This is a genomic window from Devosia sp. WQ 349K1 (assembly GCF_016595685.1).
GTDB lineage: Bacteria > Pseudomonadota > Alphaproteobacteria > Rhizobiales > Devosiaceae > Devosia.
On the sequence record NZ_JAENGO010000003.1, the window covers coordinates 401,146 to 425,361 of the forward strand.

Sequence of the window (24,216 nt, forward strand, 5' to 3'; positions counted from 1 at the left end):
CCCATTGGCTCCTACAAGCCAAGAGACTGACCGACATAGTATTCAGCGTGATTGCATTGGTGGCGCTGAGCCCGCTTCTCGTCATTATCGCTTTGCTGATCAAGGTGACGTCTGCCGGGCCTGTACTCTTCGCTCAGAACCGCGATGGGCTGAACGGCAAAGAATTCCGGATGTATAAATTCCGCACGCTCAATTGGGGTGAGTCTGACATTAGCGGTCTAAAACCCGTCAAGGCAGCAGATCCAAGACTTACCCGAGTTGGAGCCTTCTTGCGCCGCACATCTTTTGACGAACTGCCGCAACTCTTCAACATCATCTTGGGCGACATGAGCCTCGTCGGCCCCCGCCCGCAAGTGCCAGGCATGCTTGTCGGCGAAGTACGCTACGACGAGTTGGTGCCCTACTACCACATGCGAAATAAGATGAAACCTGGCCTTACCGGCTGGGCCCAGGCTAACGGCCTTCGCGGGACCGTAGAAACAACAGAAGCTGCCAAAGCACGTGTCGATCACGACCTCGCGTACATCGCCAACTTCTCATTCAAGCTCGATATCAAAATACTCATCTGGACGATCTGGCAAGAAGCCGTACAGCTCGGGCGCGGCACATGACCCTAGTGGTTGATACTGGGCACACTGCCGCTCAAACCACTCAGCACTGCCGCTGGGGCGCTAGGATTCTAAGGGTGTCTTTCGCAGCTACAAGCTATTGATTATAAAGCGCTTTCTTTCGAAATTCTGTAGCCTGTAATACAGTGCTGTAATACACCTCCTTGGCATACATCACAACCAGATATTGGGCGGCATGGACTCGCCCGCGGCAGGCAGACGTCCACTCGTGAGTGTCCAAATCCTTGTGGAATTCTGTGCGTGGCCTAGGCACTCAGTTGTCGTCGCAAGAATGAAACTGGTCTAGTGAATACCCGCGGCAATGATGGGCAGCGACCTCTGCCTTCACACGGCAGAGGTTACGGTTCAATCCCTCCCGCACCCAAGCGGGTTTAGAGATTTGCGGACAATGTGGTTATCGCGCAGCATTTCGGCGCCGACCTAACAGGAGCATTTTCATCGCCCCTATCCATTGTCGATTTAAGAGGGCGCTAAAAGCTAAGTACAAAACTCCGCTGATTGTCAGAGCTCCTACCAACCTCAGATAGACATCCGAGATCCAACCTGTGCTGAGTAGAGCTGCAGAAACGGACAGCGCGGTACACAAAAGAGGTGAAAGAATCTGAGCTGTATATTCTAGGAAAGATGCACCACACACCTTCTTTATAATGAAAGCCCAGAACGCCGGTACGAGTACGACGTAAAGGAGTGTGAGGGCCGCCGGTACGCCGACCGGTCCAAACGTCGCTCCCATCAATACCAAGGCCACCAAAGAAATTGCGACTGTAATTGACGACAACAAAGCCATTGTCGTCCGACCCGTCGCATAGAGCAAGCTTCCCAGTGGATTGCCAAGAGCTCTGAACATACACCACAGTGCGAGAACTCTTAGTAAGCTAGAGGCCTCTAGCCAATTTGGTCCCAGCAGGACTAAGACAACATCTGAACTGAATGCTGCAATAAATCCGTAAATAGGCATGTTTATCGAGGACGTCATCCTTATCACAGATAAATAAAGGCGCTTTACCTCCAGAACATTGCTTTGAGATCGCGCTATCATGGGAAAGCTAACGCGCGTAATTATAGGATTGATCAAGAACATAATTCTCAAGCACATATCCCGAGGCTGAGAGTACAACCCAAGCATGTGACTAGAGAAAAATTTCCCAAATAAAACCAGATCCATTTGAAGTGAAATAGTATTCGCTATATTCACACCAACGTAACTTGCACCAAACTTTACAAACCTGCTGGTTTCTTTGATATTAAAATGCAATCTAGCACGATTTTCGCGGTTTTCGAAAATAAGCATAAGCGCGGTTGTAAATGTGCATGAAGTCCATAGGCCAACAACAAGTGACCACGTGCCCCCACCGCTTAATGCCACTTGGATTGTAGCAAAAAATGCCGCAACAGCCGAAATGACCTCAATTTTAGCTAGGTAATCAAATGAGAGCCGCTTCTCGGCAAGCGAGCGATATTGCTGACCCAAGCTGATTATCACAAAAGTTCCGCTCGCCCATCGAACAGGAGCTTCCAGATCGGGCGAATTGAAAAAAACAGCCATTGCAGGTGCAGCCAAAAATACAGCACCTGCCAGAACAGAGCCTATTAGAACATTAAGCCAATATATAGATGAAAGTTCATCTCTACTAACATCTTGGAAATGAACAATAGAGCTGCTTAACCCCCCATCCGACAACAAGGCGACGGCATTAACAATAACCATAACCAACGCAAATAAGCCGAAGTCGGCGGGATTTATTATTCTCGCAAGTATATATACCTGTAAAACCGCAAGCATGGCCCGCGTAAGGCTTGCGGCCGCTGTCCAGCGGACAGCCTGAAAAACTAATGTGCTCACCGGAATGGCCAACCATACTTTTGACCCATACGAGATATCTGTGAATCATTGCCTGATCCAACTCCAAGGTTCACGTGCATAAGGCTGACGGACTGGGAGTCGCTCCAATTCCAAAATTTCCGACGCCCAGAGATTTGTCGAAACTTGAACCCCGCTCGTCGGCCCATCCAGTAAATCCAAACATCGTCGGCTGTAGGAGCCAATGATCTTATGGCCTCGACATCAAAAAACTCGTCACCAAAGCAGCGGGGAGGATATAGAATTCCTCCATTTCCGGTAGGAAAAACTAAGGGCGAGCAGGCCGGCGTGGTTATCTCTTGCTCCCACATGTCGTATGGAAGAGGAGTGCCGTTAGCAGAAATTCTAATGAGGTGACACCGGTGTGCTAGAATCTCATCAGGATTTCGTCGAATACTAGCTATCTCCTCCGCCCAAGTACGCCAATAATAAACATCATCATCTGCCGTGATGATATGGTGGTCAGGATATCTTAGCAAAGAGTGATAAAGTTTATTGTACGACCTAATGTCGTTGCAAGTGTTGATAACTAACCCACTGGCCTGAAGATTTAAAACTGACCTCGGGAGCTTGTCAAAATCGTCTCCGCCCAGCCACAATACAACTGACTCAAATCCAATAGACTGTGTGAGTAATGACTTAAGTGTCCGTGCTAATGTGCCGTATCTCGGAGGATGCGACGTTAGTGAAATTATCAACGGCGAAGACAAATTGTGGGATTTTTTACGCGTATGGCGAAGCGCCCATCGCAGCTCCAGTTTCAAGACTCGCAATAAATGCCTGAGGTAATTACTATAAGGAGAAATGGCAGAGCGAATTTTGCCCATTACTATCGTTTTCTCAGAATGGTTCTGTAGAGGGACCTGAAGTTGTTGTAAGAGGTTTCAGACAGATTCCAAAATATGTAGCCCTCTATTATTCTCTTAGCAAAAGGCAGGGAATGTGGCAGCGTAGATGCTAAGGTTGCGAATGATCTACTCAGCGAGCGGCGCGCTTGCATAGGCGCAATGTTTACAGCCTTATAATAGCAGACAGTCCGATGCGTTATCTTTCCTACCCACTTATTAAGCAGAATTTGAGTTAGTTCCGGCTTTGGGTTTGTACTAACACGGTTTTGGAGAGAGCTGTTTTCATAAAAAACTGTATCCGCAGGGCAGAAGACAAACTTACCGCCGTGCAAATTCAGACTTAAAACAAAATCGATATCCTGGTGCTTCCGTAGGTCGTCGTCGAAGCGAACGGACTTCGCAAAATTCTTATGAAGCAAAAGGCCACTAGTCTGCATCGACTGCTCGTGAATGACCAAATATTCTTCAATCGGAATTTTTTCATCCCAGGCATATTTGGGAACTCGCTCGTTTCTCGCACCAATCACCATCGAAATGCGGTTGTAGACGACGGTCTTGTCTCCTCTGGATGTGGAGACTTCCATCTGCCGAGAAATTTTATCGGGTGACCAATAGTCGTCAGAATCCAAAAAGGCAATAAAATCGCCTTTTGCTTCATCTATTCCGGTATTTCGGGCTCGACCGCCGCCACCATTTACTTCGTGCCGCACCGCACGCACTCGGGGTGACTTAATTGTCTGGATGTATTGCCAGGTATCATCTGTAGAATGATCATCGACAATAATAATCTCTATGTTGGGCCAGTCTTGATTTGCCGCACTTTCTACAGATCGTGAGATCGCCGCCCCCCGATTGAAGGTAGGAATTACTACTGACACGATGGGGTAGTCGTTTACTGCTCGCATATGCCGTTCCGTAATAAAGTTGGGTATGATATGAACTACGCCGAAGGCGGATAGGGTGGTCTAGCGACGGTTAAGTTTTGAGCGGCAGAATGCGGCTACCATACCCCTGATCTAGCTGCAGTTTGATCCGGCTGTAATATCGCTTGATGCAACAGTTTGCGTCTCGGTTCTAATCGCACATAAACGACTCTGGAGCGCGAGTTGAAGCGTCTTTATTTCACTGTTTCCACAATCGAAAATGTCTGTGCGGGCTTTATTTTTTTGGTTGCTTCTGGGGCTTTCCAGTACCTTGCATCGACAGTTGGTGGAGAAGACTCGCGGCAGTTTTCAAATCCTACATTTGTCGAAGTACTGAGCTATCTTACAAGATTTTCCGTAGTTATTGGTGTGTTGGTATTAGCCAGGCGGGTCGACGAAAATTTATTAAGGCGCTCCTGGCCTATATGGCTACTTATGGGTTTCGTCGCGGCATCATATTTTTGGTCAGTTGCGCCGAGTGCAACAGCTGAGGCTCTGTTCAGAATGGTGCCTATGCTTCTAGTCGGCATTTGGGTTCTAAGCTCAAAAACGTCAGTAGTAGTCAAAGCACGGCTCCGTCTGTTAGCCTTGCTAATCCTATCAGCTAACATTATCGCGGTTATCGCCTTTACTGACATGTCATTCATGCAAGGCCGCCATGAAGGGGCCATGAGGGGCGCATTCCGACATAAAAACGAGTTGGGAGTTTATAGTGTATTTGCATTGTCAATTTTCATATTCATTCCAGCTGACAAACGACATTTTCATTTTTTACAAATTGCGCTCTCTATAGTGTTTCTTGCGTTAACTCGCTCCTCAACCTCGTATGTCTGTCTCGTCGTGGTAATTTTGACGGGCGGTGGTATCCACTTGATCAACAAGGCGGTGAGAGGTACCTTCGCACGTTACGGTGTCCTCCTAGTTGGCGCCGCCGTGGCCCTTCCCCTCACGATAGTTGCCTCAAGTCTCATAGAGGAGCTATTACCCTATCTGGGTCGAGATCTTTCACTATCAGGAAGAACCAAGCTCTGGCAGATTGCAGCTGAGGCATTCCAACAGCGGCCGTTGCTTGGTAACGGCTTCAGAGCTTTTTGGTTTAGCAGTAACCCATGGACCAACGACTTCGCTGCCCAGCAAATCTGGAAGCCAAGTCACTTTCATAACGGTTATATAGCATCAGCCGTCGATGGAGGACTTGCACAGGCCTTAATACTAGCTTTTGTAATTTTCTATTTATTGGCGACATCTTTAGGACAGGCTTTCAGGAAAGAAGGCAGCCAGTATTGGCCTCTCGTCGCCTCCATCTTTCTGATCGTCTATAACCTTAGCGAGACCGGCTTTCCTTTCGATAATGCCCCATTTACAGTTATCGCGCTATCGGTCGTAGCATTTTCTAAGTTAGCCGCACCAGCCGCGGTCAATGGGAGCTCAGTTCAACTTGGCTCCGCCCAACGTGGCTCACAGATCGCCAGAAGCTTGTCGTAGTAAGTTGAACTGTTCTTCCAATGCACAGAGAATCGATCCTCAAGAACTCGGTGGCACCGGCTATGCGGTCATTAGAATCTCGGTCAGGGTTTTCTGATATTTTTCTTCGGTGAACAGTTCATTGTAACGTTCGTTTCCAGCAACGCCCATGTCTCTTACGCGAGTCCTGTCTTGATATAGATCTGCGATGCAGCTCGCGAGGTCGGTTTCGCTGTTCGGTTGAAATAGCAGTCCAGTAACCTGATCAACCACTATCTCGGTGAGACCACCGTGATTGGCAGCAATAACTGGTAGGCCATGCGCCATCGCCTCAATAGCCACCAGCCCAAAGGACTCTGGCTTTTTTGACGGGACAACCACAATGTGAGACGACGCATACAGCACAGTGGGGTCAGCGACAAACCCTTGGAAATTAATCTCGGCTATCACGTTCAGAGATTTGGCCAGAGCTTTAAGATTGTCTTCGTAAGAAGATTCTCCAAAAGCTGAGCCAGCGAAAGTTATCCTAACGCTGCTAGCTACTGATAAGGGTAATAACGCGACAGCCTTCAAAAGTAGGTCCTGTCCCTTCCATTCGTTCAAGCGACCTATCATGAGGATATTTATACGAGGATCAGCTTTAGGCAGACTGATGTCTGAGCTTGGGCGTACGTCAACCCCATTGAGAAGAACATAACTCTCTGAATTCGCTAGCCCAGTGAAAGCTTCGCGGGTTGCTCGTGAGTTATAAATCAATACGCTGCCAGATATTTTCAGCACTACTGAAATTACCTTCATTACGATGCCGGTGGGAATTTCATGGACATGAATGAATGACTTTGATCGACAGAATCTAGCCGCTAGAGTATAGTCAAATATGACACTCGTGTTTATGTAGCAGATATCAGACCACGCTATGTTTTTGATCGCCCTTATGAAAAAGAAGGGGAACAGCAACGTGCGCACGATGGTCTTGGCGAACCCATTGGACTTTCTGGCAACCCATATATCCTCGATTTGGCACACAAAACCTTTAGCTTCCAAGGCACTCGATAAACTGCCATCTCTGGGAATTATCGTGCGAATTTCTGCTTCGGGAAAGCTTCTGCGCAGCGCCATTAGAGAGCTGATGAAAGTTCGATCTGACCCATACAATTCGTAGCCCTGATGCACCGCCAGAATTTTGTGTGGATCGGATTTGATGTTCTTAGTCCTCAATTCAGAAATCTCTCTAACACCGACTCGTACTGTTGGTTTATGCTGGAAAGGGTAAAGAGCTCTTGGTGGCGCGTCCAAGCGGCGCTTTTGGCCAATTTGATCGTCGACCTATCGGCTTCCAAATCCGAGAAAATTTCGTCAAGCGAACTTTGGCTCTCGAAATAGAACTGGTCGGGACCAGCAACCCAACGATTGAAGCGATTACTGTGAGCTATGACCGCATTGCCGGCTCCTAACGCCTCGACAAGCGAGGGGTTAGTGCCGCCGACTTGATGTCCGTGGACGTAAGCGAAGCTGTGAAACCGTAGAGATGCCACTACTTTCTGGTCGTAAATGGCGCCGACGAAACGCACATCGTTGGAAGCGGCAGCAAGTACAGCGTTATGATAGTCGTTTGAGGGGTCGAACTTCCCGAGCACCACTAGCTTTGTTAGTCTTGGTCGTACTGAGTAAGCCCGGACCATCTCTAAGATGGAGTTTTCTGGTTCAATCCGGGCGATTGAAACGAAATACTCGCCTGGAGCTAAATTCAATGCCTCCAGAGGCTCTACGGGGGCATTTAAAATTTTCTCAGCGCCGTAGGGTATGACCTCAGCCCCAAAGCAGGCGTGACGCTTTAGGTGATTGGCGATTTCGGGATGATCAGCAATTGGGACATTTGCAAGGTGTGAGCCCAGTAGCTCATTGAGATAGAACCAAGCTTTTATGGGCCATGACCACTTTGCGCGTTTCCATTCCACGCCATCCATATTCATAACAACGCGCTTGCCGCTTGCCCGTAGGAGCGCGCTGAAAATGGCTGTGTTATACCCAAGTACTAAATTTACACCTGGTCGCTTTCTGGCGTCTCGAATGCATTCCCAGTCGAAAAGAATAGTGCCGAGAGAGCCATTCCGAGATCCGATGAAGATCCTTCGAATGCCCTCATAATCATCTTCGCAGTCCTGTTGAAGATTTCCTTGGGAATCCGGGTCGAGTTGGCAATAGACGTTTACCTGCCAGCCTTTGTCGCGCAAGTAGGGGGCCAAATGACCCGCAAATGTTTCGAAGCCACCATGTGCGGCCGGAATTCCTCTTATTCCAAGAATGTTGACGGTTTTAGCGCTGCTCTTCATTGCTTTTCCGCCACAATGGACTTCAAATATTGCCCATAGGCGCTCTTCTTGAGTTCCTCGGCAACAGCATCCAGTTGCTCATCGTTGATAAAGCCTATGCGATAGGCAACTTCTTCGGGACTGGCAATCTTGAAGCCTTGGCGCTTTTCAAGCGTTGCGACAAATTGGGCGGCTTCAAGAAGACTATCGGGCGTGCCGGTGTCGAGCCATGCAAAGCCACGACCCATCAGTTCCACTGACAGCTCGCCCCTCTCGAGATAGATCCGGTTCACATCCGTGATCTCAAGTTCGCCGCGCGGGGATGGTTTCAGATTTGCGGCAATATCGACGACCTGCTCATCGTAAAAATAGAGACCCGTTACCGCCCAGTTGGAACGCGGCTTGGCCGGCTTTTCTTCGATCGAGACGGCGCGCATGTCAGCGTCGAACTCGACGACGCCATACCGCTCGGGGTCGATGACATGATAGGCGAAGACACTGGCGCCGGTCTGGCGTGTTGTCGCGGCCTTCATCAATTCCGGCAGACCGTGGCCGTAGAAGATATTGTCGCCGAGCACCAACGCCGAGGGCCCGCCGGCGACGTGATCGGCCCCGATGATGAAGGCCTCGGCGAGGCCATTGGGTTGTTCCTGGCTCGCATAAGACAGCGAGATGCCCCATTGCGATCCATCGCCGAGAAGGCGCTTGAAGCCCTCAAGGTCATGAGGCGTCGTGATGATAAGGATGTCTGTGATGCCCGCCAGCATGAGCGTCGTGAGCGGATAATAGATCATCGGCTTGTCGTAGACCGGCATGAGCTGCTTCGATACGGCTTTGGTGATCGGATAAAGACGGGTGCCGCCGCCGCCGGCAAGGATGATGCCCTTCATGATCGTATCTGCTCCAAAGAATTCGTCATGCGCATCAAACGGTGCCGGCCAGGAGCCGAGCGATCGTGGCGCGGGTTGAGGTTTGCCAGGCGGGCAGTGCCACACCATGGATGTTCTGCAGTTTGGATGTGTTCAGTCTCGAATTGGCCGGTCGTCGCGCCGGAGTTGGATATTCCTCTGTAGTGATGCGCGACACGTTTGGTGATGGTCCGCCCAACGCGTTGGAGATCGTAAAGATTTCTGTGGCGAAGTCCGCCCAGCTGGCGTCGCCGGTGCCTACCATATGGAAGACGCCGCGGAGATCATGATTGTCCGGTTGCTCTGTCAGGTTGAGCGCCACCCGGAGAACGGCGTCGGCGATGTCTAATGCCGACGTCGGGTTTCCTAACTGATCGGCAACCACGCGCAACTCGGGGCGGTCGGCGCCGAAGCGAAGCATCGTTTTCAAAAAATTATTGCCAAAGGGCGAATAGACCCAGGCCGTCCTTAGAATGGCGTGGTTGCTCGTTGCAGCGATCACTGCCTGCTCGCCAGCCAATTTGGTGCGTCCATAAACACCAATTGGGTTCGTCGGGTCCGTCTCGACATAGGGCTCGGCTTTGCTGCCGTCGAAGACATAGTCCGTCGACAGGTGTATCACGGGTACGCCCAGTTGCGCTGCAATGTCAGCGACCACTCCTGGTCCAGTGGCGTTGACAGGCTCTGCTGCGGCTTCGTCGGTCTCCGCCTTATCGACTGCCGTATAGGCTGCAGCGGACACAATGGCGTCTGGTTTGGCCGCCGCGATCGCATTCCTGCCAGCGTGGGCATTGGCCAGATCAAATTCCGGCCTCCCGAGAGCAACAATATCGACGCCGGTCACGGCGCCGCGTTCGATCAAGGCGGTGACAACCTGTCCAGTCTTGCCGGTGACGAGAAGGCGCATCAGCCCACCTTCGCCGATGCAGCAGGCAGGACACCCAGGCGTTCGCCAGCATAGCGATCGCGCAGCGGCTCCCACCACCAGCTATTTTCCAGATACCAATCTACCGTCTTTCCGATGCCCGTATCGAAGTTTTCCAAAGCGCGCCACCCGAGCTCATTCTCGAGCTTGGTCGCATCAATCGCATAGCGCGCGTCATGACCTGGACGGTCTGTTACGAACCGGATGAGCTCTTCGCGCGGCTTCGTGCTCGGCGAGCGTTCATCGAGCACGCTGCAAATGCGGCGCACGACATCGATGTTCCGGCGTTCGTTGCGACCGCCGACATTATAGGTCTCGCCTATGCGGCCGCGCTCGATGATGACATCGAGCGCCCGTGCGTGATCTTCAACATAGAGCCAGTCGCGCACATTCTCGCCCTTGCCATAGACGGGCAGGTCCTTGCCCGCGATAGCATTGAGAATGGTCAGCGGGATCAGCTTTTCGGGAAAGTGATAGGGTCCATAATTGTTCGAGCAATTCGAGACCACGATCGGCATCTTATAGGTGCGTTCCCAAGCCTTGGCCAAATGGTCCGACGCCGCCTTTGAGGCCGAGTAAGGCGAGCTTGGGTCATATGGCGTGGTCTCGGTGAACAGGCCCTCATCGCCGAGCGAGCCGTAGACCTCGTCTGTCGACACATGCAGAAAACGGAAGCGCCCCTGAGCCTCTGCGTAGAGCTTGCCATAGTAAGTCCGCGCCGCCTCTAGGAGGGTAAAGGTGCCGATGACATTCGTCTGGACGAAGGCCTGCGCGCCGGTGACTGAGCGATCGACATGGCTTTCAGCGGCCAGATGCATGACACGGTCTGGGCGGAAGGTGTCGAACGCCTCATCCATTGCCCGCCGGTCACAAATGTCGGCCTTCAAGAACCGGTGGTTTTGCCGGCCGTCGACCAGTTTGAGCGATTGGAGATTACCCGCATAGGTCAGTTTGTCGACCGTGAGGACTTCGTAGCCCTTCTCGATAACAAGGTAATGGACGAGCGAGGATCCGATAAAGCCGGCGCCACCGGTAACAAGAACCCGCATGTCAGTGTCCTTCGAAGGTGAAGTAAGTTGTCAGGTCAGCGAGGCGCGGCTGTTGCGTGTCTTTTGGCGAGAGCTGGGTGGGATCGACAACATCTGGCCAGACAATGCCGATCGCCGGGTCGTCCCAGCTCACGCCTTTGTCGCATTCGCGGTCGTAATACGCCGTCACTTTATAGGCGACGAGGCAGTCAGGCTCCATGGTGCAAAAGCCATGGAGAAACCCCGGCGGCACCCAGAGCTGGTTGCCTTTTTCAGCAGTGAGGGTCACGCCGATCCATTTGCCAAAGGAGGGCGAACCGACCCGAATATCGACGGCGACGTCGAAAATCGAGCCGGAGATGCAGCGCACAAGCTTGCCTTGAGCCGAAGGGTTGGTCTGAAAATGGAGGCCGCGCAGCACGCCGGGAGCGCGGCTGAGCGACTGATTTTCCTGCACGAACGAAAAGTTGGCAACGTTCGCCTGAAACCAATCGTCCCGGAACGTTTCCGAGAAATAACCACGATGATCGCCGTGACGACTTGGGACGATCTCCACCACGCCGTCCAAAGCTGATTTGTATATATCCAAGGCCTCACTCCACCCAAAAATTCACGCAATCACTAACAGGATTGAGGAGGCCATTCACTCAGCGGCTATCGTGCCAACGGTTTGGTCCGCTCCAATCGCCCGTCCAATGCTGGTGTATGATAACCCGGCAGCCTCAGCTTCTTTCTGCCGGTACACATTTCCAAGGTCGACAAAGGTGTTGCCGTTCATCGCCGCGTGAAGACGCTTCAAGTCGAGCCCGCGGAATGCGCTCCATTCCGTAACGAGAACAAGTCCATCGGCGCCATCGGCAACGCCATAGGCGTCATCGGCATCGTCGACGTTGTTGATCACCTGCTTTGCCATCTCGATCCCCTCCGGATCGAAGGCGCTTATCTTTGCGCCCGCATCCTGGAGTGCCTGGACGGCGGCAATTGAGGGGGCGTCGCGCATGTCGTCGGTGTTTGGCTTGAACGTAAGGCCCAGAATACCAATGGTCTTGCCGCGAACATTGCCACCCATAGCCGCAATGACTTTCTGACCCATGGCGCGTTTCCGGCGGTCATTGACTTCGACTGTGGCCTCCACCAGCCGCAGGGGAGCGTCATAATCCTGGCCAGTCTTCACAAGCACCAACGTGTCCGTGGGAAAGCATGAGCCGCCATAGCCCGGCCCAGCGTTTAAAAACTTGCTGCCAATACGGCCATCGAGGCCTATGCCGCGCGCTACATCCTGGAAGTTTGCACCAGTTCGTTCGCACAAGTCAGCCATCTCGTTGATGAAGGTGATCTTCATAGCCAGAAAGGCGTTGCCGGCATATTTTATGAGTTCGGCAGTGCGGCGCCCCGTGAACATCAGCGGCGCCTGATTCAGATAGAGCGGCCGGTAAACATCGCTCATCACGTCGCGTGCGCGCTCGTCTTCAAGGCCGATCACAATGCGGTCTGGCTTCTTGAAGTCTTCAATGGCTGCGCCTTCGCGCAGGAATTCTGGGTTCGAAACCACCACGACATCGGCGGCGGGGTTTGTCTCTCGGATGATGCGCTCAACTTCGTCACCTGTCCCCACAGGAACCGTGGATTTCGTGACGACGACCGTGAAGCCTGTTACGGCCCGAGCAATGTCGGCTGCGGCGGCATAAACATATGAAAGGTCAGCATGGCCATCGCCACGGCGCGACGGGGTGCCGACACCGATGAAGACAACTTCCGCATTAGCCACGGCGGGCGCCAAGTCGGTGGTGAAGGTAAGGCGACCGGCTTTAGCATTTTCTGAAACAAGCGCTTCCAAGCCCGGCTCGAAAATTGGGATCTGGCCGTTCTTGAGGGCAGAAATCGTTTGCTCGTTGAGGTCAACGCACGTCACATCGTGACCGAAGTCCGCAAAACAGGCGCCGCTGACCAAGCCAACATAGCCGCTGCCAATCATCGTAATGCGCATAGTACTGTCCCCAACTAACCTGAGCTTAGTTACACATAAAGCAAAGCTTGGAGAACCCAGCCCAGCGGAGATTTCGCCAAATGGTAGCGGCCGAATTACAATAAAATCCTTGAAGGCATATTCTTTGTCCAGGCGCATTTGCATGGAACCCATGCGTTTCTCACGGTGGGCATGCAGAGAGACACTTGGACCAAGGCTGCATCTTGGCTCCACATGAGGACGAAAAGCACTATTCAGTTCCCATAATTTTTCGCGGGATTTTGACGCGTCGATTGCCCAAAAGGGCGATCCCTATCGTCAACTCTGTCGGTGGTCGTCGGGGAATTTGAGCGCGCTAGGCGTGCAGAAAACCGAAGATATTGAGCAACCCAATCACGGGTAAAATCGCGCTCCATATAATCAGCGCAGCAATGGTCGCGAGAAGGACCAGAGCGGTGCGCAGGTTTTTCATTAGAGGCTCCATGCGCGTCGTCCAACGTTAACGGGATTGGAAACGTTGGACGACGCGCATGGCGGTTTAGGCGAAGGGTTACGCACTCGCAATAATGTTTTGTCCCAATGAAATATTGTTTTGTCCTAAGCCGCTAAGCATCAAACTTAGGGTCTTATCCAGTTGCCTTGCCGGGCTCCCTCTACAACGCAGATCATGGGTTGGATTTGATTGGCTTGGTGGGCTATTTGGCTCTGCGCGCAGGCTGGACATAACTCCCCGCGCCATCGCACGCACGCTCATCGTCTAAAATCCCTCAGTTTAGACAGCGCTCCAGGTTCGCGTTACTGCTCTGCGTGAACAAAAGCAGTACCCACCTCAGTCTTTGACGTTGGCTCCCTTTAGTAACCGAAGAAAAATAGCCACTTTGCCGGCAGGGGGCGGGATTTCACACGGCAAGGGTCACAGGTTCAGTTGCGCTGATTACTGGCACCCCTTGAGCCAAAGGGCGTGCCCTTTTTGTCGTTTAGCTGTCCGATAGCTTTTCCGGAAGCGATGGATAATTCATACGAATTGTCCATCACCACTGAGCCGCCTGTTACAATTGCCTAAGGTTCGAAGCCGTAGCCTGCCTCCCCATTATCCGGCTTCGGTTGAGCCTCTAATTCCGTGTCGTAATATACCCCGACGCCGCCTGCGTCGTCGGGTTCTACCTCTGGGAAGGAAGAAAGGAAGGTGGCTTCTGCGGCCAACATCGCGGCATACTCTGCTTCCGCAGCTATGCGCGCTTTCGCCGGGTCCCGTCGGCAGCTGACAATATCCTGCAGTTCATTGTTCCAGTCCTTGAAGCCGATCGGATGGAGACGTTCGCCCCAGGTTCCAGCTGCGTTGCCAGCCTTGTCATCATCGTAGGCACAAAGGACATGCTTGCGTTCCGTGCCGGCTGGGGCTCTGTCCCGCACGCCTCCCGTCGACACAATGCGTGTCGTTTTGAGGATGTCTTTGAACCCTTGGTAGAGCTTGATCAAAGCGTAGGACATCGCATCAATCGCACTCTCGACCACCACTACAACTGCGGCAGCGGGATTGCCGATCGAGAAGACGCCACGATCCCTCCTGCTTCCAAGCGCATGCCCCTTATATTCGCGAGCTGAATGCGTGCCGCGCAGTTCCGCACCCACGGGCTTTCCAGTGTCGTCGCGCGCGATAAAGACTGCATTTGCCCGTGCATCTGCATAAATGTCGCCGCGTTCGTGGTAGGCCTCGACGAGTTTCACCGACAACGCTCGAGCTTCTACGAGGTACTGTTTAACCTTTGGCCAGTTTTCTGGGCTGGGCGCAGGCGGCACAAAGTCGATTGGCACCGTTGCAGCAATCTCAGCTGTGACTCTGGATTCAACCAAAGCGACCTGGTCGGCAACTATCTGACCGGCATCGAAGCGCGATGCGAGCCAAGCTCGTGCTGTGGCGAAGTCGCAGGAAAGCAGGTGCTGAACGAGATCGATCGCGCCGCCCTTTCCTTTATCCGCACGGTGGTCAAACCACTTGGTGCCGTTGATGGTGATGGCAAAGTGCTCCTCTCCGTCGACCCAGCGCTTTTTGTCCCGCTTCGATGGCTCAAGCCCAGCGACGCGAAGCACATCACGCAGGTCGATCGCCCGCAACCTTGCTGTTGCTTCCTTTGCGGCATTGGCATTCTGGTTGGACGTCTTTGCAAGATTAACGAGCATGGGCACGATTTCCGGATCTGGCGTTTCAACCTTGTCATCGAGAGCAGCGTAAAATTTTGCGAGCGAAACGTGGGAGGCCTGAGACCCCTTCACCCCGCGCGAGATGCCGAGGTGGGCGACGGCCGCAGCAGCCTTATCCTGAAGCTCCCGCATCTTCTGTTTGCCGCCTAGGAAGGCCTTCGCGTTCAACCGGCCCCTGACCACGGGGACGACGTATCCCGTGAGATGGGGCGTGCGTTCGTCGAGGTGGAGCTGGAGGTGGGCGATGGTCCCGTCCCCAAAGGCTCCAACGAGGAACCTCACATTTGCAGCGATCCACTGCTCCATCATCTCAGGGGTCGCGCGCTCCCACCACTCCAGTGATGCACTGATCATCACCTCAATGGCCCGCACGGAATCGCTCCGCGCCCACACGCCCTCGAGCGCCGCGTCAATCTCGGCCAGCGGGTTGCTGGATCCAATGATGATACGATTATCGGCAGTGCGATCCGGATCAGCATTGGCAGCATGCCTCCATCTCATCAGGTGCGCAACGCTCCCGGAGATCTCTTCCCGCGACTTCAATTTGGTCGCACGGAAGATCGCCATTGTCTTGTCCGCCATCGTCTTACCTTTCCCAGTGGCAGAGTCTCGACGCGGATGCGCGAGACTTTTCCTGGACCGAACACGGATGTGTCGATCCAGGGACGGCCAGCGCGGATGCGCTGGTCCGAACGAAACCAATGGAATTGGTGTAGTGAGTACACTTGGCACCGCCAGGTTCTTGCCAGAGCGAACCTCACCCCAAACAAGACAAATCCTTGCCTTCGACCAAAAGGAAAACACAACTACTTGGAAACAACAAATTGGCCTGTGTAAAACGCATCATGCGAACTTCACGTTATAACATTGTTGAACTCATGCCGCGTTATAACATTGTCTTCGTTACGCCGATTATTGGAAAAAGTATTTCCAATCACAACCGCACCGATACGGTTACAAGGCGCGTTTAGCTGACACCTAACGTGCGACCTATACGTTGTTGTTAACTATATTCGGGAAAGAGGCGTGACAAACTCACGCTCAGTGTCACGCTAGTTGCCGAGTCCACCCGGACTCAAGGCCACCAAAAGGCGGCCGCCAGAGTTGCTGGTAACAACTCCGACGGCCTGACCAGGTGACCATCCCTGCGTTCACAGGAGAAGCCAGATGGCTGATCACTTTTATGGCTGCGACGAGATTCGCAGCAACCCTTCTCTTCCCGATCATTGCGACCATTGGTCGATTGGATGGCTTGGCGCACGTGCGATGCACAGCGCCTGGCCGGTAACGGCGCGCGCTTAGCCGCTCCATTCCCCCACGCATCATTGCTGATTGATCTCAGGCCAATCGCCTGAGGAAGCGCTGCTGCGTGTCCAGTGTTCCCTTCGAGCCTGCTCCCGCGTCTTTGGACGCCACGGTTCGGCTCGTCCTGATGATGGTCAACATGACGAAAACTGCAAAAAATCAAAAAACGCTGCCTGCGGTCTACAAAGAGTCGAATGACGGTTCCGGTGACGGTGCCGACATTGCTCCCAAGCCCGCGTCTATGTTCAAGCCGCGTTCGCATGGGGATGAAGACTTCGACCCGCTCGATCTTGCCAACGCACTCACGGATTACGAGCAGGAGGACCTGCATCCCTCTACTCTCGCCGACCAGGGCGACGATGACGCCATAAATCCATGGCGGTGGTTTCACCCCGACGGCCTCACCCTTGAAGATGTCGACCGTCAGGATCGTGCAATCAGCTCTGTCCAGATGGGCAAGCCCAGGACGGTGTTCCTGCCGACCGGTCCTGTCACCTATCTGCGGCTCACCGACCCGTTGACCAAGGACAGCATCAGCGGTGGCGGTGGGGAAGGCACTGACCATCCGCAGAGGGCTGGGCTCAAGCTTGAGGTGGATACGCCTGTCAAGCTGATCGGGCCGGCAACCGAGCACGCCGTCGACGAGGTCGTGAGTGCCCTCTTCGTCCGTGCACCGGCGTTCCGTCCCTTCCTTCAGGCACTGCGCGACAGCTCTCATTTGGCGCTGTTGCGCGGCGCCAATTACTTTCACTTCCGGCCGTTGCTGATCGTGTCGCCTCCGGGCACGGGCAAGACAACCATTGTTCGGCTGTTGGCTGAAGCCACTGGGCTGCCGATCATCTTCCTCGATGGCGCGACCATGATGACGACGGTGGCGTTGACCGGCGGTGACTCGGTGTTCAAGTCATCCCGGCCCAGCGACATTTTCCAGGGCCTAGTCCAGCACGGGGTCGGCAATCCCATCGTGGCTTTCGACGAGATCGACAAGCTCGCCGACATGAGCCGCGGTGCACGGGAGAACCCGGGAGAGTCCCTGCTGCCGTTCCTCGAGCCGACCACCGCCATCCGGGTGCGCGAGCACTTCCTGCAGATCGATCTCGACTTGCGGTTCTTGAACTGGATCCTGCTCGCCAACGACCTCGACAGGGTGCCGAGGACTGTGCGCGATCGCTGCAAAGTCATCCAGATCCCGGCACTGACGCCCAAGGACTTGGCCGCGATGGCCGAGGCCGAGGTCCTTCGCCGTCACCTTGAGCCCGAACTCACTGCTGCTCTGACGCGCGCTTGTGCCAGGGGCCAGATCAAGAGCCTGCGCAAGCTCGGCAAGGCTCTCGACGCCGCAGAGGCAACCCTTCGCCGTCCAATTGTCCACTGAACCCCATTTCTTGCAAAAATCAAAAAATCGAAAGGCTCTTATCTATGGTCACCTCCCAGACTGCTCCCAACCTTCCCGCCGTCGCCCAAAACGGCGGTGCTGTTGCGCCGCGCAGCAGCTCGGTTCCCGCTGTCGTCGGTAATCGCAAGACCCGCCGTGCCATCAAGAAGGTCATCGATGCGCGCGGCGCCGAGCCGGTGATGATGCCGGTCGATGCTCTGCTGGACGGGATGACCGCCGTCGATCTCACTGCCGTGCGGCGGGCCATTGCGCTTGAGCGTGCCGAGGGCAACATCCTGTTCCGGTGCGGTCAGTGCAACAGTCCTCTCCATCTTTCGTCCAGCCGCGAAAGCTCTACAGGAGACGGTCGTGGAGCCTTCTTCAAGCATTCTCACCGTACCCCGGAGGGCTGCACCTGGTACACGCCTGAAGCACAGCGCTCCACCGGTGCGAACCAGTTTGCCGGATTGCAAGAAGGTGAGCCTCACTGGCGGCTCAAGAATCTCCTTGCCGACAGCATTCGGTGCGACCCAGACTTTTCCGAGCCCATCGTCGACAAGCACTTCCTCAAGATTGGTGACGGGCACCGCAGACCAGATGTCTTCACCACCTACAAGGGCAAGCCGATCGCATTTGAGCTGCAGCTTGCTCGTATGACGCTGAACACGATCTGTGAGCGCACCGCAGCATACCAGGCGGCCCGGATCACCCTGGTCTGGGTGACCAGCGCCCACGAGCTCGCTCTACTCAACAACCAAAGCTTTCGCGATCTGTATTTGGCGGCTGGTGGTCGGATTCTTGCTGTTGATGCAGCGAGCTATGAGCGCTCGGAAGAAACCAGCGTCGTGCATCTGCGCGAGCTCTCGCTCGAGCCATGCGTCCAGCACTCATTCTCCATCTACAATCGCTGGCGCAGCCGCATGGTTGGACCAGACGTCATCTTCATGCCGGAGGGGCAGCGTCATGCCGAAGGACAACGCACCTATGCCGCGGCACTGGCGGAAAAGCTGCAGACCAAGGCGCCCGGGCTAACGGAGAGGATCGCCAGCACGGTCGCGTCGGGGGCTGATCTCACCCTCGTCTCCGCGGAATGGAGCGCTTTGGCCAAGCTGATCGGTGCGCGCGATCTGAGGCAGTCCATCAAGGACGAGCTTCCGCGTTTACTGCGCTGGTTGCAGGCGGTCGAGCGGCTGACCAACGCCACTGGCGAGGAAAAGGCAGTGGCCGGCAAGGTGGTGGCAGCTTGCGCCGCTGCGATTGTTACCGCCCGCTCCGGCAAGCATTGGGTCCCGCTCATCGAGCATGTTGCCGATGCCGTGCCGGCCTTTGCTGCTGTGCTCAGTCCGGAGCTGCGCACCAAGATGACGAGGCTCAAGGCGTCAGTCGGCAAGCTGCACCCATTCCACGCCTACCATCGCCACATGATCTCGGCTCTGCATCCATCGCTCGCCTTCTGGCTGCTGGCCAAGGCACCCAACGGGACCGCGCCGCACCAGCGCCTCCCCTAAGCCTCTTGCCCAGATCCAATACCGCAAGCGGTCCGCTGCTGGCTCATCCGAGAACCAGAAGCAGATCAGTTCGATTACTCCTTCCACCAATTGGTCTCGGAGTAACCGACCCGGTTGGCCGGAAAGCCGGCCCTATCGGGGACGGAAGATATCTCCGATCTCTTCAGGGATGCCGTTCCGGCAGCCAAGCATCAAAAAAAGAAGTCCAGAGCCAGAGCTCAGCGCCTGAAGCTTGATCGCGTCATTACCTGGCTGCTGCTCAAGACCCAATGCGAATTTAACATTGGTAACAAATTGACCGGGACATTGGCCACGCCACTGGCAGCCCAGTGACCATACCGATGCGCCTGTCCATCGTTATGTTCAGAGCAGCATAATCCGGGCAATGAGCCCACAATCCAATGCTGCTGCGTTCGGCTTCGATAGGACATGTAACTTGCTAGCTAGATAGCTAGCACGTGCATCTATCAATGCCTTCAGAACTCCTCAGCTTCGCAACGCAAGGAGAAGCTTAGATATTCTGGGGCAAGAGCGTGCCCAACACACATTCTATCAAGCTAGCTAGCATTTTTGGTCTCTCCCTGTTCAAGCCGATGGGCCGTCGCCTGCATGTCCACCACCAAAATGGAATACGTAGGCGACTGCACTTTAGGGGCTAACCAGTTTTTTTCGACCCAGAGCCGTCCGAAGCGTTGCTGGACGCGCCAGTTGGCCCCATGGCGCGGGAAGCGTAGCCCTCTATCCATGGAAGTACCCACATGCACCCAGCGAGCCGGAGCATGTGGGTGAGCGGAAATAAAGACCTATTCGGACTTGGTGGCGGTCATAGCGTTCTTTGACCGACCTGGTCGCGCCCAGGGCGCCGGGCGCTTTGCCTTCACCCAAGGCAGCAATCGAATGGGCTGTGGCTCAAGATGGGAGGTCCTGACCTCAATCTTCAACAGCTCCACCAACTGCTGTTCGATCATGACCGGCTTACAGTAGCGTTCTGTTGTTTCTGAGTCGCCACCATGGCCCATCATGTCCTTGCGATATTCTGGAAAAACCTGCTTGGCCTTGAGCTCATCGTTGAAGAAATGCCGAAACTGATGCAGCGTCAGCCCCATTCTTTTTCTGAGAGGCTTGAGCTCGTCGTAAAGCCGGTCGCCTAACGGCGACGACGAGCTGGGGCTATAAAGGTCGGGGAACAAACGCCAACCGCCGATATTTCGCAAGGTGGCGACATAGTCCAAAAAGCCCAATCGAATAAGCTCAGGATGCATACACAAATTACGGACTGACTGCTTGTTCTTGAGGCGGCGGATCTTGTTAAAGCACAGATGAAAATATGGGTGTTCGCCGTGATCTACGATGACGTCCTTCACTTCCAACCCGCAATATTCCTCCCGACGCATGCCTTGATAATATGCAATTATCGGAGCCCAATAGGCTGCGCGATGGAAGATGTTGAGACCGGGTTCGTCGAGATACTCGAAACTTTGGCAGCCGGTAAATACCGGTGCATGGAAGAGCTCGCTCATTGAGCTCCTGATCGGAACCGGCCGCTCGTCGCGAGCACGGACAAGCTTAACTCCAACGAAGACGGACGGGTTGATCCGCGTGTCGACCTGTTCAGTCTCCTTGGCGAGGTTAAACAGGATTCCTAAAAAATTGAGGTGTCTTTCGCGTGTGACGACATCCAGTCCAACCGATGACGCACTTTTGGATGCAGATAGCGTGCGTATCTCGGCAATACTCCTCAGCTTGTCCTTTGGACTTTTGCCAAAGTGAATATACATCGATCTGAGAAGTTCATTAAAGTGCTCAACATCAGGCTGACGGATCTGGTTTACAAAGGTCTTGTTCTTTTCTTCTTTCATGAGCTTTGAAAACAGCCAAAAAGTGTAGCGCGCCTGCTTCGCGGTTTTAACGTCCCAGTTGTTTTTGCCGTTCTTGCGATTGAGGACAATTTCAGCAACTTCATCAATGGTTTTGGGAGCCTCTTCCGGATCCTGAGACCATTGGGGAGACAATCCGGCCGCATTGGGCCGAGTCGGCTCTACAAGCGGCAATCCATGCAATGATCGCCCATTGTGCGTCGCACCTAGGGCGTCAACCGGACCGAAAGAATTTCTCATTTGTTCGACAACGAGCGGGAACCCATGCCGTACTCGGCGAACCTCTTCGATCATCCGCTCACGGTATTCGTGGTCGTACTCCATGCCGCCATGACGAGGACCTGAGTGGCGGATTAGGTCGGCAAGAAGCGTCGGTCCATTGCCCTCCGTGTCATCCAACAAATCGCCCAGCTCGATTTCGAACTCGCTGCGTTCCTCGTGAGGATTGAGGCGCTCAAGATACGAGATTGTCTGGTAAAGCCAGGAGCGCAGACTTTTGTCTTTGCCCATCGGCGCGTAAAGACCTTTGCCTTCCGCAATGCCGGCGACATACTGGTCGACATTAAGGTTGGCAACGCTGAAGTCGTTGGCTGCTTCAAACGCCCTTGCAGCCTCTGCAAGCCAACGCGCCCGTGCAGCCTGCTCAGCGTCATGTCCACTCGGGTTTCTCCCAACTGAAAGCGACGCTGTGATGCTGTCTTCCACAAATTGCTGAGGTGAAGGTTCCTGGCGTCTGACATCCTTGATAGCGCTCTCAACGCGATTGCCGAGGTCAGGCTGACCCCAGCCCCGGTCAAGGGCGATGCGATCGTTGTCAGTCAGGAAAGCGTCGAGCCCGCGAATGGCGATCGTCCGCAGTGCCAGGGCATGAGCCAAATTGTCCTTTGTCGCGAGGGGCGGAAAATCTCGGGCCTCATCGAGACATCGACGCAAATACGCTGTCAGCTCGGCTTTGTTCATTTTCCCCGCCGTATAGAGCGGGAACACGTCCTCGCTTCTGGTTGTCAGCGTGAACGATAAACGGCGTGCAGTTCCAATATCTTTAACGCCGAGAGCTATTTGCAGAAGCGAGCGGTGGGGGTTGGGTGTCCAACGGCGCCAATAGTAAGCGGCGTTGCGACGATGGCAGTGGGAAATGGCAGGCAAGCGACATGCTCCTTTTTGCATGTGGCACACCCTGTAATACAGGTTTGATCACTGACGTCCCGAACGAAGGGTCTTTATGTAATAAAATCAGTGACTTAGTGAATTACTGGCTGGGGTGCTAGGATTCGAACCTAGGAATGCCGGTACCAAAAACCGGTGCCTTACCACTTGGCGACACCCCAACGTGAGGTGGTGTCTACACGAGTTATTTGTGCTTCGCAACATGATGAAATCGGTGATGAAAAGTTCTCAACGACTTGATCGCGCCCAGATACTAAGTCTCTAGCGCGCAAAGTCCGGGCCGGAGGGTTTCGTCGGCGGCAGAAGCCCTTCCTACTCGCTATTGCGAAGGCGAGTGGGACCTTTGTTTGGCAGCATGAGCGGACTGACTGGAGCCGTTTCATCGGCTTAACTGCGCTAAAAGCCTCGAAAAATCAGGCGGTTCGGTGCGCAGGTCCAAATCGCGCAAAGCAATAGCTTTTGGCGATCCGCGTATCTTACTGCCACGCTAGGGTACCTGCGAGCAGCGTGAACGAATGCAAGCCGCAAAACCTGATCTGGGGTGAGCCCAGAATTGACTGCAGGGAACGCCCCCATGGAAGCCCATGCTGAAGGTGAATTTTCTCTTTGCTGCGGCGCTCAAATGCGATCACCCAAAAAATACTTTGATCAACCTTCGACAGCTAGGGTGACGGCATTGGGATGAGGCATTGTCATGTACTATTTTCCGAATATTGATGAGCGCACAGGCGTCGAGTTCATATATTCCGGCATTCAGGCGCATAACGAACCCGTGCAGCACGAAGGCTTTGTGGTCTACGAAAGTGTCACCCTCGACGATGATGCGGTGCTACGTAATGTGAGAGTGGACAGCGCCATCGACCCGCTCTTTCGGCGCTCCGTGGTCGATCCCAATGCCATCTATGTCGTCAAGAAATTGATCGACGGTTGGGTCGTCTACGCCATTGAAACCGAAGGTCAGCTCAGCACTGGTCGGCTCACGAATTTCGTGCGTAGGCGTCTAGTCGCTGCCACTTTGATCGCCCTACTCGCGGCTCTTGTGCCGCTGGCAAGCAGTGCTGGCGGAGAGATTGGCCTGACCCTGATGAGTGCGGTAGCCTTGCTGAGCCTATTGAGTGCGATACACTTTAAGCAACTAGGCGAGGTCTTGCGTTCGGCTTCGGTGCTGCGCAAGTCACGAAGCCTCGATATCGTTTAAGCGCTACCTTCGCCACTGGGTGCGATCAACAGCGCCCAAGCGCCGCTCACGCAGAGGGCCGCCAGCGCCATCTTGAGAACATCCCAAATGATGAATGGCTGCACGGCTTTGCTGAAAGCGGATGCAAATACATTGGTTTGATCAACCCATTGCGCGCCAGACATAATGACGAGCCATGCAAAACCAAAGCCAAACATCAGCAAATTGCCCAGCATCATGCCGGTGAAGAGCAGAAATGGACGCTGGGTGGCACCACGGTCAGCGACATAACCAACGATGGCAGCTTGCGCCAGAAAGCCGATGAGAAAGCCGCTGGTGGGCCCGTTCATATAGTTGAGCGATCCTCCTCCGGCGAAAACAGGCACGCCCAATGCGCCGGCGAGCAGATAGACCGCAACGGTCGCAACGCCAATTCTGGCGCCACCTACAGCAGCAAGGAGAGCGACGGCGAAACTCTGCAACGTGACCGGAACGGGCCACGCGAAAACACTTATTCTGGCTGACAGCGCGATCAGAACAGCGCCGACCAAAATCGTGGCTAGCGAAAGGGCCCATCGCGCGCCTTGGCCAGGCGGCAGCACAGCCCCGAGCAAGGTATTGAAAACCACGCCATTTTTCACGGTAGGCATTAGAGCTGTCATGCCGTAACTTCCACTTCACGGTGGCATTCGCGTGCACAGAATATCTGCAAAAACAGAGAAATCGATATAAACGGCCTAG

Annotated in this window: 17 protein-coding genes and 1 tRNA gene; 5 read left to right on the plus strand and 13 right to left on the minus strand. The window is 54.1% G+C overall.

Features of this window, described 5'->3' with window-relative positions:
• The first annotated feature begins 26 nt into the window (after positions 1-26).
• Complete coding sequence (locus JHL21_RS08020) at positions 27-611, plus strand: sugar transferase (RefSeq protein ID WP_302052382.1); 585 nt, start codon at positions 27-29, stop codon at positions 609-611.
• Positions 612-1,023: 412 nt separating this feature from the next.
• On the opposite strand, the gene JHL21_RS08025 is transcribed toward JHL21_RS08020, so the two are convergent.
• Together JHL21_RS08025 and JHL21_RS08030 are read right to left on the minus strand one after the other, a co-directional pair.
• On the minus strand, positions 1,024-2,484 hold the full coding sequence (locus JHL21_RS08025) for an MOP flippase family protein (protein WP_210338868.1): 1,461 nt from the start codon (positions 2,482-2,484) through the stop codon (positions 1,024-1,026).
• Between the two features lie 835 nt (positions 2,485-3,319).
• Positions 3,320-4,243: a glycosyltransferase family A protein gene (locus JHL21_RS08030; RefSeq protein ID WP_200212887.1), complete on the minus strand. Its 924-nt coding sequence runs from the start codon at positions 4,241-4,243 to the stop codon at positions 3,320-3,322.
• A 201-nt stretch (positions 4,244-4,444) separates the two neighbouring features.
• On the opposite strand from JHL21_RS08030, the gene JHL21_RS08035 reads away from it, so the two are divergent.
• Entirely contained in the window at positions 4,445-5,746 is a 1,302-nt protein-coding gene (locus JHL21_RS08035) for an O-antigen ligase (protein ID WP_200212888.1), read from the plus strand.
• Positions 5,747-5,806: 60 nt separating this feature from the next.
• Here JHL21_RS08035 and JHL21_RS08040 read toward each other — a convergent pair whose 3' ends face one another.
• The 8 genes from JHL21_RS08040 to mobV all read right to left on the minus strand — a co-directional run bounded on the left by JHL21_RS08040 (position 5,807) and on the right by mobV (position 15,648).
• Positions 5,807-7,021, minus strand: a complete 1,215-nt coding sequence (locus tag JHL21_RS08040) for a glycosyltransferase family 4 protein (protein WP_200212889.1) — start codon at positions 7,019-7,021, stop codon at positions 5,807-5,809.
• Entirely contained in the window at positions 6,940-8,058 is a 1,119-nt protein-coding gene (locus tag JHL21_RS08045) for a DUF1972 domain-containing protein (protein WP_200212890.1), read from the minus strand. The genes JHL21_RS08040 and JHL21_RS08045 overlap by 82 nt, the downstream gene beginning before the upstream one ends.
• A complete protein-coding gene (gene rfbA, locus JHL21_RS08050; protein WP_200212891.1) occupies positions 8,055-8,927 on the minus strand; it encodes a glucose-1-phosphate thymidylyltransferase RfbA in 873 nt (290 codons plus the stop codon). Before rfbA ends, JHL21_RS08045 begins: the two co-directional genes overlap by 4 nt.
• A 34-nt stretch (positions 8,928-8,961) precedes the next feature.
• Entirely contained in the window at positions 8,962-9,852 is an 891-nt protein-coding gene (gene rfbD, locus JHL21_RS08055; RefSeq protein ID WP_200212892.1) for a dTDP-4-dehydrorhamnose reductase, read from the minus strand.
• Positions 9,852-10,919 carry a dTDP-glucose 4,6-dehydratase gene (gene rfbB / locus JHL21_RS08060; RefSeq protein ID WP_200212893.1) on the minus strand — a complete coding sequence of 356 codons (1,068 nt, stop codon included), beginning with the start codon at positions 10,917-10,919 and terminating at the stop codon, positions 9,852-9,854. Before rfbB ends, rfbD begins: the two co-directional genes overlap by 1 nt.
• 1 nt (position 10,920) lies before the next feature.
• Entirely contained in the window at positions 10,921-11,487 is a 567-nt protein-coding gene (rfbC, locus tag JHL21_RS08065) for a dTDP-4-dehydrorhamnose 3,5-epimerase (protein ID WP_200212894.1), read from the minus strand.
• A 54-nt stretch (positions 11,488-11,541) separates the two neighbouring features.
• A complete protein-coding gene (locus JHL21_RS08070; RefSeq protein WP_200212895.1) occupies positions 11,542-12,885 on the minus strand; it encodes a UDP-glucose/GDP-mannose dehydrogenase family protein in 1,344 nt (447 codons plus the stop codon).
• 1,038 nt (positions 12,886-13,923) lie between these two features.
• The gene (mobV, locus tag JHL21_RS08075) at positions 13,924-15,648 is read right to left on the minus strand and encodes a MobV family relaxase (protein WP_200212897.1); all 1,725 of its coding nucleotides are present in this window, start codon (positions 15,646-15,648) and stop codon (positions 13,924-13,926) included.
• Positions 15,649-16,435: 787 nt separating this feature from the next.
• Between mobV and JHL21_RS08080 the strand changes: the two genes are divergently transcribed.
• A complete protein-coding gene (locus JHL21_RS08080) occupies positions 16,436-17,746 on the plus strand; it encodes an AAA family ATPase (protein ID WP_200212898.1) in 1,311 nt (436 codons plus the stop codon).
• A 44-nt stretch (positions 17,747-17,790) separates the two neighbouring features.
• Positions 17,791-19,254 (plus strand): DUF6035 family protein, encoded by a 1,464-nt coding sequence (locus tag JHL21_RS08085; RefSeq protein WP_200212899.1) that lies wholly within the window; start codon positions 17,791-17,793, stop codon positions 19,252-19,254.
• Positions 19,255-20,057: 803 nt separating this feature from the next.
• Here the strand turns inward: JHL21_RS08085 and JHL21_RS08090 are convergent.
• Entirely contained in the window at positions 20,058-22,277 is a 2,220-nt protein-coding gene (locus tag JHL21_RS08090) for a hypothetical protein (protein ID WP_200212900.1), read from the minus strand.
• Positions 22,278-22,384: 107 nt separating this feature from the next.
• A tRNA-Gln gene (locus tag JHL21_RS08095) sits at positions 22,385-22,459 on the minus strand.
• Between the two features lie 533 nt (positions 22,460-22,992).
• Here JHL21_RS08095 and JHL21_RS08100 point away from each other — a divergent pair.
• Positions 22,993-23,496 carry a hypothetical protein gene (locus tag JHL21_RS08100; protein WP_200212901.1) on the plus strand — a complete coding sequence of 168 codons (504 nt, stop codon included), beginning with the start codon at positions 22,993-22,995 and terminating at the stop codon, positions 23,494-23,496.
• Here JHL21_RS08100 and JHL21_RS08105 read toward each other — a convergent pair.
• Entirely contained in the window at positions 23,493-24,125 is a 633-nt protein-coding gene (locus tag JHL21_RS08105; protein ID WP_200212902.1) for a biotin transporter BioY, read from the minus strand. The two genes, JHL21_RS08100 and JHL21_RS08105, sit on opposite strands and share 4 nt — an antisense overlap.
• Positions 24,126-24,216 lie beyond the last annotated feature (91 nt).

Excerpts from the sequence above, each read along its gene's own strand:
- mobV (WP_200212897.1), bottom strand. The coding sequence starts at position 15,648 with ATGGCGGACAAGACAATGGCGATCTTCCGTGCGACCAAATTGAAGTCG.
- JHL21_RS08105 (WP_200212902.1), bottom strand. The coding sequence starts at position 24,125 with ATGCCTACCGTGAAAAATGGCGTGGTTTTCAATACCTTGCTCGGGGCT.
- rfbA (WP_200212891.1), bottom strand. The coding sequence starts at position 8,927 with ATGAAGGGCATCATCCTTGCCGGCGGCGGCGGCACCCGTCTTTATCCG.
- JHL21_RS08085 (WP_200212899.1), top strand. The coding sequence starts at position 17,791 with ATGGTCACCTCCCAGACTGCTCCCAACCTTCCCGCCGTCGCCCAAAAC.
- rfbD (WP_200212892.1), bottom strand. The coding sequence starts at position 9,852 with ATGCGCCTTCTCGTCACCGGCAAGACTGGACAGGTTGTCACCGCCTTG.
- JHL21_RS08030 (WP_200212887.1), bottom strand. The coding sequence starts at position 4,243 with ATGCGAGCAGTAAACGACTACCCCATCGTGTCAGTAGTAATTCCTACC.
- JHL21_RS08045 (WP_200212890.1), bottom strand. The coding sequence starts at position 8,058 with ATGAAGAGCAGCGCTAAAACCGTCAACATTCTTGGAATAAGAGGAATT.
- rfbB (WP_200212893.1), bottom strand. The coding sequence starts at position 10,919 with ATGCGGGTTCTTGTTACCGGTGGCGCCGGCTTTATCGGATCCTCGCTC.
- JHL21_RS08100 (WP_200212901.1), top strand. The coding sequence starts at position 22,993 with ATGTACTATTTTCCGAATATTGATGAGCGCACAGGCGTCGAGTTCATA.
- JHL21_RS08070 (WP_200212895.1), bottom strand. The coding sequence starts at position 12,885 with ATGCGCATTACGATGATTGGCAGCGGCTATGTTGGCTTGGTCAGCGGC.